Origin of the sequence: uncultured Nitratireductor sp. (assembly GCF_913053745.1) — a bacterium.
Classification (GTDB): domain Bacteria; phylum Pseudomonadota; class Alphaproteobacteria; order Rhizobiales; family Rhizobiaceae; genus Nitratireductor.
Genome location: NZ_CAJXGF010000159.1, coordinates 1 through 9,702, shown reverse-complemented (window position 1 = coordinate 9,702; position 9,702 = coordinate 1). Strand labels below are relative to the sequence as shown.

General features: G+C 63.0%; 8 protein-coding genes. 2 read left to right on the top strand and 6 right to left on the bottom strand.

The features are described 5' to 3' along the window. From QZ638_RS19870 to QZ638_RS19860, 3 genes are all read right to left on the bottom strand, one after another. Window positions 1-763 (bottom strand): GlxA family transcriptional regulator (locus QZ638_RS19870; RefSeq protein WP_295813635.1); only part of this gene is annotated, 763 nt, incomplete at its 3' end. Between the two features lie 57 nt (window positions 764-820). Further along, window positions 821-1,717: a bifunctional methylenetetrahydrofolate dehydrogenase/methenyltetrahydrofolate cyclohydrolase FolD gene (gene folD, locus QZ638_RS19865; RefSeq protein WP_295813633.1), complete on the bottom strand. Its 897-nt coding sequence runs from the start codon at window positions 1,715-1,717 to the stop codon at window positions 821-823. 159 nt (window positions 1,718-1,876) lie between these two features. Then, window positions 1,877-4,033: a GumC family protein gene (locus tag QZ638_RS19860; protein ID WP_295813632.1), complete on the bottom strand. Its 2,157-nt coding sequence runs from the start codon at window positions 4,031-4,033 to the stop codon at window positions 1,877-1,879. A gap of 675 nt (window positions 4,034-4,708) precedes the next feature. Here QZ638_RS19860 and QZ638_RS19855 point away from each other — a divergent pair. Next, window positions 4,709-5,947 (top strand): lipopolysaccharide biosynthesis protein, encoded by a 1,239-nt coding sequence (locus QZ638_RS19855; protein ID WP_295813634.1) that lies wholly within the window; start codon window positions 4,709-4,711, stop codon window positions 5,945-5,947. Between the two features lie 14 nt (window positions 5,948-5,961). On the opposite strand, the gene QZ638_RS19850 is transcribed toward QZ638_RS19855, so the two are convergent. The 3 genes from QZ638_RS19850 to QZ638_RS19840 are packed head-to-tail and all read right to left on the bottom strand — an operon-like array spanning window position 5,962 to window position 8,806. After that, window positions 5,962-6,834, bottom strand: coding sequence for a DUF6492 family protein (locus tag QZ638_RS19850; RefSeq protein WP_295813631.1), 873 nt, complete (start codon window positions 6,832-6,834; stop codon window positions 5,962-5,964). 2 nt (window positions 6,835-6,836) lie between these two features. Then, window positions 6,837-7,619: a WecB/TagA/CpsF family glycosyltransferase gene (locus QZ638_RS19845; protein ID WP_295813630.1), complete on the bottom strand. Its 783-nt coding sequence runs from the start codon at window positions 7,617-7,619 to the stop codon at window positions 6,837-6,839. After that, window positions 7,616-8,806 (bottom strand): glycosyltransferase family 4 protein, encoded by a 1,191-nt coding sequence (locus QZ638_RS19840; protein ID WP_295813629.1) that lies wholly within the window; start codon window positions 8,804-8,806, stop codon window positions 7,616-7,618. Before QZ638_RS19840 ends, QZ638_RS19845 begins: the two co-directional genes overlap by 4 nt. Before the next feature lie 181 nt (window positions 8,807-8,987). On the opposite strand from QZ638_RS19840, the gene QZ638_RS19835 reads away from it, so the two are divergent. Beyond that, on the top strand, window positions 8,988-9,702 hold a 715-nt coding region (locus tag QZ638_RS19835), incomplete at its 3' end, for a glycosyltransferase (protein WP_295813628.1).

Here is a 9,702-nt window from a genome sequence, read left to right as displayed (position 1 = left end):
GGAAAAGGCGTTCCACCTGCCGCACCGAAAGGCTCGCAGACTTGGCGAGCTGCACCGCCGAATACGGTTCGTCCAGATTGTCGGCCATCAGCTCGACAATCTTCTTCAACTTTTCCGATTTCCCGGTGAGGTCGCGCTCCGGCCCCGTGCGCTGCCGGTCGCCGGGCGAGCGGATACGCTCGTGCTGAAACTGGTTCGCCACCTCGTTTGCGAGTTCCACGCCCAGATCGTTGCGCACGATCTCGAGCATAAGGTCGATGGACGTGGTCACGCCCGCGCAGGTGTAGCGCTTGCGGTCGATTTCGTAGACATTGCCGGTGCATTCGATGTCTGGAAAGCGCTCCATGAAGGAGGCACGGTTCTCCCAGTGGATCGTGCAGCGATGGCCTTCGAGCTGACCGGCCTCGGCGAGCAGATGGGAGCCGGCCGCCAGCGCGCCAAGGGCTGCCCCCCGCCGGCCCAGCGATCGCAGGCCGGCAAGCACCGTGCTCTTGCCCGGAAACTCGGTCGTCAGCCCGACACAGACGAACAGAATATCGACGGGCGGAAGATCGGCGACCGCGTAATCGATCTTGATCGGCAGCCCGTTGGACGCGATCACCGCCTCGCCATCGGCCGAAACGGTAACCCAGCTATAGACATCGTGCCCAAGAAGACGATTGGCCGAGCGAACCGTGTCGATGGCCGCCGCCAGCGAAAACATCGAAAACTTGTCGACCAGCAGAAAAGCGAACTGCCGGCTGTCCTGCCTCGCCTCGCCCATGGTCGATTGTTCTAAAACAGGCTTGTCCGACAGGAAAGACATGGCAAATGGTCCAGATTAGAAAGCCGGTGGCTCAAGCCCCGCGGTGCGGAACGCTGAGGTAAGCGTGTTGGCCATCAGCATGGCGATGGTCATCGGGCCCACGCCGCCGGGCACCGGAGTGATCGCACCGGCGCTTTCCTTCGCTTCCGCAAAGGCGACGTCCCCGACCAGCCGCGTCTTTCCCTCGCCCTTTTCCGGCGCGGGTATGCGGTTGATACCCACATCGATCACGGTCGCGCCAAGCTTCACCCAGTCGCCCCTGATCATTTCGGGGCGTCCGACAGCAGCAACCAGAATATCCGCCGTTCTGGCCAGCGCCGGCAGGTCTTTGGTGCGGCTGTGGGCGATGGTCACCGTCGCGTTTGCGGCCAGAAGCAGGTTCGCCATCGGCTTGCCGACAATGTTGGAACGTCCGATCACCACAGCGGAGAGGCCGGAAAGGTCCTTGCCGCGCACGCGCTCCAGCATCAACATTGCCCCCGCTGGCGTGCAAGGCACAAAGGCGCTGTCCAGCGCACCCGTACCGAGCCGGCCGACATTGATGAAATGGAAACCGTCAACATCCTTCTCCGGGTCGATCGCCTGGATGATGCGCGTTTCGTCGATATGTTCGGGCAAGGGCAGTTGCACCAGTATGCCGTGAATCGCCGGGTCGGCGTTCAGGTCCTCGACCAGCGAGACAAGCGCGTGTTCCGAAGTCTCGACCGGCAGCGAGTGCTGCACCGAATGGAAACCGCATTCCTTGGCGCGCCGCGATTTGGACGCCACATAAACCTGGCTCGCCGGGTCCTCGCCGACGATCACCACGGCCAGCCCGGGCGTCACATCGCTTTTGGCGAGTGTCGCGGTCTCAACCTTGACCTTCGCGACAACATCTTCTGCGAGGGCTTTTCCGTCGATGATATCGGCCATGTCTTTCCCCGGTAGGCTTCAACGGATGCAGTTCCCGGCTCATGCGAAAGCGTCGCGTCGGGATCGCACATCAGCCCGCATAATGGGGAAAACGCCGAACCGCAATCCCACCATAACGCCGTTCTTTGACGTTATTGGAAAAGATAGCGATTTCGCATGTCAGTAACGGTGCCGGTTGGACCTGCGTGCCGTCAACGCATCGACCTCCCGGCGCACGGCCTTGAGCCGGTGTCGAATGTCGCTGAAGCGCTCGTCGGCATTGGTGTTTCCATCGTCCCGGTCAGCGGCGAACCACGATCCTCCCCCGGGCCCCGCCGGTGCAACCGGCGTAGGGATCGGCATTCGATGATCGGGCGTGGTCGGCATGCCCATCGCCCGCTGCATCGGCGCCATGGCCGGCATCGTGCCGGGGTACATGCCCGCCTGCCGCGCCTGCCACATCGGCTGAGGCTCGAATACGGGCTGCGCCGCTTGCGCGGTTTGCGGCTCGGCGGAGGTCCAAGCCCGGTAGCGCACCGGATCATCCTCCGCAATGCCATCGGTCTCGTCGTGCATATGCGACGCGAACGCGTCGTCGAGACCATCCTCGTCGTCAAGATCGCCCCCGGCCCGTGTCATCGCGTAGCGTTCGCCCGAACGCGGTTTCCACGCACCGGACCGCCCCTCCGGTATCCCGGCGCGCAGCCTGTCGTCGGACGCACGTCGCCGGGCACCGCCACCGGTCGGTGCCGGATCCGGTTCGGGATCGTACCCGTCGAACCCTGAATTGCCTCCGCCATTGTCGTCTTCACCGGCCTGCCGTTCTGCCATGTTCTCGCGCAGGCTCCGGATCGCACCGCCGGTGGCCCCGAGACCGACCCCCAACAGAAAACCGAGAATCGTGCCCGCCATGGCGATCGACGAACGCGAGGGACCGATGGGCTTGAGCGGCGGCACGGCCTGCGAAATCACGCTCACATTGGCTGTGTTCAGGCGCTCCTGCTGCCCTGTTTCGCGCGCTCTCAAAAGCAGCGATTCGTAGACCGAGCGTTTCGCATTCGCTTCGCGTTCCAGTTCGCGAAGCGTCACACGCTCACCCTCCATGTCGCCCTTTTCCACCTTGAGCCGCGCAAGCTGTCCCGACAGATCCTGCTCGAGTTGCACGGCGCGTTGCAGTTCCACCTGATTGGAAGCCACAACCCGGCGCAGCTCCCGCGCGATCTCCTCGCGCGCTCCGGACAATTCGGCCTCGACCGAAAGCCGGTCCGGGTGGCGCGGCCCGAGACGCACGGCCAGCCGCCCCGCCTGTTGCCTGAGGCTTGAATACTGCGCCAGGAGTTCGGTCATCACGGGAGAGGCGATCTGCTCCGGAAGCGCCCCGCCCAGTACCGTTTCCACATCCAGCGTGCGTGCGGCCGCCGCGCGTGCGTTCAATTCCGACGTACGCGCCCGCGCCGTGGAGAGCTGTTCGTTCAGGCGCAGAATCTCCTCATCGGTGATCAGGCGCCCCTGTGCGTCGACGATGTCGTTCTTGGCCTTGAAGTCCGCCACGGCGCGCTCGGCCTGTTCCACTTCCGCGCGCAGCGTCGCCAGTTGGTCGGTAATCTCCCGGTTCGCACGACCGGCTGTGGCCGATTGCAATTCTCCGTAAGTGGAAAGAAACACATCCCGCGTGGTTGTCGCGATCAGCGACGATTTTTCGGGATCCTTTGTGATGGCACCGATGGTGATGATGAAGGTTTTCGCGTTGCGCCCCACATCCAGGGCCTCTGCGAGATTCTCGACCGCGATGGCGTGACGCGCCGTGCCGCCGTCGTCGTCGCCGCCATTGATCAGCGCGGAGATGAGCGCGCGGGGGCTGAGCAACGTGCTCAACAGGCTGCCGCCACCCGTACCGTTGAATTCGGGATCGTCGGCCAGGTCGAGATCGTCGACCACCCGTGCCAGCACATTGCCCGAGGTCATGATGGCGACCTGGTTTTCGATAAGCGCAAGGGTCGCATCCGAAGGCAGAGCGCCCGGCGTCAGATCGCGCTCGACCAGTTGCAGATTGCGCGGATCGAACACGATCTGCGTGGCCGCGTAGTACATTTTCGGCGTCGACAGAGCGACGATAACGCCAAGCACAGCGCCGATGATTGTCGTCAGCAGGATCAGCCATTTGGCGCGAAATATACCGCCGATCACCTCTACGGGATCGATGAGCGGTCGCCATGTCTTGCCTTCCGGCCTCGAATTGGCGGACCGGGTTCGCCCGGCGCGGACGGGCGAGCGGTAGAAGTCTTCGTCGTCCGGCGTTTCGTGCGGCTGTTCTTCCGGCTCGGTTCGTCTGCGCAAGAGGGGCCGTTCCAAAGATGCGCGTTCCGCCGGCGGCCGTTGCGGCGGGGCGGATCTGGAGGCGTCCCGCTTCTCTCTCGGCTCGGGCAGCGGAAACAGCCGGTCGAACAGGCGCTTTTTGAACGATGGCTTCTCCGGATTTGGCACCGCCGGCTCAGCCGGCATCCCTCCGGCGCGTGAAGATGGGGTGTGAACGGGGGATTCGGCGCGGTCCCGTTTCCCCGTCTCGGCCCTGCGCAGATAGGCGTCCGCGGAAGCGGCCCGCGCGCGCCGCGTTTCCCGGGCTTCTTGCCTTTTCTCCGAATCCGAAAGCAGCGATCCGGCCCGCGCTTCGCGGTTCGCCGGCGCCGTCTCCTCGCGTGGCGCCTCTATCGACAACAACGAACGCGCGCCGTCCCGAGACCTCTTCTTCCTAGGGTTTTCGGCGTCGAACATCGTGCGTGCAGCTTTCGCTTATGACAGGAAGCGGGCGCATAAACCCGCGATTATGTTAACTCAAGCTAAACAGGCACGGGTAACAAAGAGTTAACGGTAAATGCCACGTAACGTCTTTTTCCGGTTACAGGTCGGCGGAACAGCACATTAAGCTTTACCGGATAGTCTTGTCTTGAAACAGCTATCCGGAACCACCGTGCCTAAAGAATTCAGGGGCCGCTCATCTCGCTACGCAACATCATAACCGCCCAGCGTCAGGTGCTGCGGGACTATCTTACCACGATCAGCGGTTCGGCGGGGCGGCTCGTCTTTTCGCTCGCCTATTTCGTGATCCTGGCAAACAGCCTCTCGATTGCCGATTTCGGCCTCTTTGCAACGGCATCTGCCGCCGCCGTCATGGTGGGCCGCATTCTTGCACTGGGGTTCACGGCCACGCTCTACCGTATCGCTACCGTAAAACCTCGACTTCTGGGAACCTATGCCGCCGGCTTCCTGCTTCTGGCGCTTGCTTCCCTGCCGCTCATCGCGCTTGTGAGCGCGGTCCTCTATCTGATTTTCTTTGCCGGCGATATGCCGGTGCTTCCCTTCGCCCTGGTGGTCGCGTCGGAAGCGATCGCATGGCGCCTCACCGAAACCGTGATTGTCGTCAACAACGGGCTGAACCGCTTCGGCCGCGCCGCGACGATCCTCATCGTCAGCATCGCGATACGGGCGCTGGCGGCCTTTCTCTTCACGTTTCGCGAAAGTCACGATCTTCTTAGTTGGACCGTGTTCTATCTGACCGCCAACGGCGCGGCGCTGGTCTTCGCGCTGGCGTTCTATTGCCCGCGCAATCGCCTGCGCTTCAGATCCGCGCTCTACTGGCGCCGCCTGCCCGACGCGCTTTACGTGGCCGGTGCGGAAGTGCTTTTTTACCTGCAGATGGAGCTCGACAAGCTTCTCGTTCTGGCGCTCGGCAATCCGACGCTGGCGGGCATCTACGCCATCATCATGCGACTGGTCGATCTGACCGCAATCCCGATCCGCTCGTTCTCCATGCTGCTGGTCCAGCGCATGATGCGGGCTCCCGAAATGCTCAACCGCTGGAAACTGCGTCTTGGCATCGAAGGCGCGATTTTCGCCGTCTCCACACTGGCGCTGGCGACGCTGGCGGTCATCCTCCTGTTCTATCCCACGCTGCTCGGCGGCAACGTGGCCGAGGCGACGCCCCTGGTCATCCTGGCGCTTGCCGTTCCCGGATTGCGCAATCTGACCGAATACCAGGCCGATCTTCTGTTCGCGCGTGGCCAGACCCTCCTTCGCGCGATCAATCTCGCCGCCCTTGCCTTCGCGAAGGCCGCACTTCTCTCACTGGTTCTGACATCGTTCGAAACCGCCCGCGACATCGTTCTGTCGCTGAATCCGGTTTTCGCGGCGCTTTATCTGCTTTCGATGGTTCTGACCTATCGCGCGCTCGCCATGCCCGCCAAGCGGGTCTGATCCAGGCCAACCGGTCAACCGATAAGCCGTCGCAGCGGCTCCAGATCGGTCTCGATGAAGGACTGGATGCCGATCGCCACCTGATAGGGCTCCATCTCGGCGATGAAGTCCTCCATTCCCGCCGTATCGAGCGCACGTCCGAACCACAGGACGTGGCACAGCGCGCGGTCGTCGTGGAAATGCCCTTCGCCCTTGAGGACCTCGTCCACATATCGGCCGTAAAGGATGCACTCGGAGAAGCGCCGGTCGGCGGCCACCGTCTCGATCCATGGTTTGCCGTGGACCGTCTCGATATGCCCGAGCATGCCAAGAACGCTCTCGCGCCGCCAGGCGATCAGCGTGGTGATGTAGTCGTGCTCCGATGTCTGTTCCGCCGGAAGCCCGAGCGCCCGCGCCGCATTCGCCGACCACTCCCGGTGCCCGAGATCGACCAGCGAATGCATCCCCCCGTTCCGGCGGTAAAGCCGCGTCAGCCCATCCTGGCGGAATGCCCCGCAATCGAACGGCTTCAGGAACACCACATCGGAATCGCAATAGATGAGCGTGTCTTCCGTGGCCGTCTGCGCAAAGGCGATACGCCGCAATTGCTGCACGTGCCAGCCGCGCAACGGGGCAAGCTTTGTGCTCAACCACACATGGCGCCGGAACAACACCGTGGGATCCCGCACCGCACGCAGCCACGAGGGTAGAAGATCGCGCTCGTCCACCACGATGCGACGGTCCGATTCCAGCGCGCGGAAACGCCCCACGTCGTGCCCCGCCACCAGGAGATAGTGACGGTCGAAGCCTGTCACGAAACGGTCCATCGTTTCGCATAGCAGCCTGCAGCGTTCGAAATCGCCTGCATAGCTCGGTGTAACGATCGCTGCCTTGCCCTGCGCGCTCATGGCTACGGGCCGCCCCGTTTGACCCGATACTTCTGGCCAAGCACGCGCAAGAGAAACAGAGGATTGCCCACCACGTAGCGCCGCCACAGGCGACGTGGCTCGAGCCCCAGCCGAAACAGCCATTCAAGCCGCAATCGGCGCATCCAGAGCGGCGCGCGCGGCACGGCTCCGCTCAGGAAATCGAGCAATGCCCCCACGGCAATCGGCATCGTGCAATGCTCGGTTCCGATCTTGTCCGCGATCCAGAGTTCCTGCCGCGGCACCCCCATGGCGACGAGCAGCACGTCCGGTCGCATCTCTTTCAGCCGGGCCAGGATGTCGGTTTCTTCCTGCGCGCCGAAATACCCGTCATGCAGAAAGATGAATTCGTGCTGAGGCGCCTGTTCGGACAGTCTTTCGGCGGCGACCAGAGCGTTTCCACGCTGCGCGCCGAGCAATGCGACGGTCAGCTTTGCCGTGTGCCGCTTGAGAAACGCCGGCACGAAATCCGTGCCGTTGAGATTGTCGGGAAAGGGCTCGCCGTAAAGCATCTTCGAGGCGATATCGACACCGACGCCATCCGCCAGCACCAGAAATCCCGGCAGGACGTTGCGAAAGCGTGCATCGGCAAACGCGATATTGGCGTTATGCGCGTTGAGAAACGTCACCCGCGTGAAACGACCCGCGGCGATGTCGCGCCCGAGCGCGGCTATCGCGGCATCCCGGCCGATAACCGTAACATCCGTTCCCAGGATATTGCGCTGCGGGTGGGCGGCGCGGTCACTGCCTGGCGCGTCCATGTTCATGCAGCCTCGTTTCGCCGGGCGAAGCCGGCCTCGTGAAGCCCGCGGCGCACCGCGCTATCCAGTGCGTTGCGCTGCGCCTCATGAAATTCGCGGCCGTCGAGGTCGACCGGCGTCCTGGCCGCGCGAACAAGCGCGGCGGCAAAATCGCGCGGTTCGTCGGCAATCGTACAGTTATCCGGCTTATGCGAGATGCCGCGCAGCGCGCTTGGCGTTGCCACGCTCGGCAATCCGAGCTCGAACGTCTCGATGGTTTTGAGCTGTACGCCCGTCCCCGCCCGACTGATCAGCGGCACCACCTTTCCGCTACGCACAAACGCGACCGCATCCGGGACACGTCCCACAAAGGCCACGCGCGGATGCGTTTGCGCAAGGCGTTCCGGCGCATCGCCCGCAACCGCGATGCGGAAATCCTGAGGAAGGTGCGGCACCACCTGTTCCAGGAACCAGTCGAGGCCGATCCGGTTGGGCGCCCAGCTCCAGGTGCCGATCAACGCAGCATCATAGACGCTCTCGCGCGGGCCGGCCGTGTGAGCGGAGGGCGCATGCGCCACCAGCGGCAAAACCGCGGAGCGATCGTCATCCGCCACACCCAGCACCTGCCGGTCTTCTTCCGATAGGGTGTAGATGAAACGCGCCTGTGCGCACAGTTTCTCCTCCAGCGCCTTCAGCAGCCGGGCCTCGCGGCGAAACATGAAGCGCGCGACGATACCGCGCGCGGCGGCCGCGCTCTGTTCGGCGGAGAGATGTTCGACATTGTGCGCCACATAAACAGTCGGCTTGTCCGCGAAAATTTGTCGGAACGCACCGGCGAACTGCACGGAATTGAAGATAACGCCATCGACCGGCCCGAGCGCGTCGAGCGCAGCACGCACCTGTGCTGGCGAGGCGAGCAGCATCTTGGCCGACGAGAACGTCATGCCCCGGATCATCGCCTTGGCAAGCCAGCCAAGCTTGACCAGCCCGCCGGCGGCCTCCGTGCGCGGATCGAGTTCCCCCAGCACGACCGTGTCGCCGCCGATTTCCCGCCCGCCGGTTCCCTGCTCCTTGCGTCCCTTCCAGGCAAACCCCATCACCGATATCCGGCAACCGGCGCGCCTCAGCGCGTCGAGAATGGCCGCATTGGCGATCTCGTAACCGCTTCTGGGCACACCGTCGGGAACGATGGAAGTCGCAAAGACCAAATGCATGCATTTTTCCTGTTTGGATTGTTCTTTCAAACAGCGATGAACTCTTCATTAAGGAGTGAGGCGACGGAACACTCCTTAATGGAATAATACTATTTCCTTCCTGCAAAAAACCCACCGTATTTAACGCCGCCTTAATTGGCGCCGTCACTTATAGAGCGCAAATTGGGTCCTCGGCGGAATCGTGGCGGAAAGCAAGACAGATAAAACGGTTTCAATTGTCGCGCGCACGCCCTCGCTTGCCGCGCAAGCCATAGCGTGTGTCATCACCGTCCCGACCTTCAAGCGGCCCGACCAACTGTTGAACACGCTGCATTCGCTTGCTTCACAGGCCACCGAGCGCCGCTTCGCGGTGATCGTGATGGAAAACGAGGCCGAAGAGCGCGCCGGCGCCAAGGCTGTCTCCCCGCTGTTTGCCGATGGAACCTTCAACGGTCTTGTCATCGTCGCCCACAAGCGGGGCAATTGTTGCGCATACAATGCCGGTTGGGAAACCGCGCTGAGCGAGTTTCCCGATTTTCGCTACCTTGCCGTCATCGACGATGACGAGCTGGCCTCTCCGCACTGGCTCGAGAATCTCTGCGCCACGGCCGAGCGTTTCGACGCCGATATCGTCGGCGGCCCACAGGTACCGGTCTTTGCGAAGCCTGCCCATGAGCGCTGGGCGACCCATCCCGTTTTCGCTCCACCCTACGATGAAACGGCTCGTGTTCCGGCCTTGTATTCCTCCGGCAACCTGCTTCTGACGAGGCGCGTTCTGGAGACGATGCCACGTCCCTTCCTCGACCTCCGCTTCAACTTCATGGGCGGCGGCGATTCCGATTTTCTGAGCAGGGCGAGCGGGAAAGGGTTTCGCCTTGCCTGGTCGGCGGAGGCGCAAACGCAGGAAATCGTGCCGG

What these genes read in the sequence shown, in the direction of transcription:
- folD (WP_295813633.1), bottom strand. Translation starts at nt 1,717, where the DNA reads ATGGCCGATATCATCGACGGAAAAGCCCTCGCAGAAGATGTTGTCGCG.
- QZ638_RS19850 (WP_295813631.1), bottom strand. Translation starts at nt 6,834, where the DNA reads ATGAGCGCGCAGGGCAAGGCAGCGATCGTTACACCGAGCTATGCAGGC.
- QZ638_RS19845 (WP_295813630.1), bottom strand. Translation starts at nt 7,619, where the DNA reads ATGAACATGGACGCGCCAGGCAGTGACCGCGCCGCCCACCCGCAGCGC.
- QZ638_RS19840 (WP_295813629.1), bottom strand. Translation starts at nt 8,806, where the DNA reads ATGCATTTGGTCTTTGCGACTTCCATCGTTCCCGACGGTGTGCCCAGA.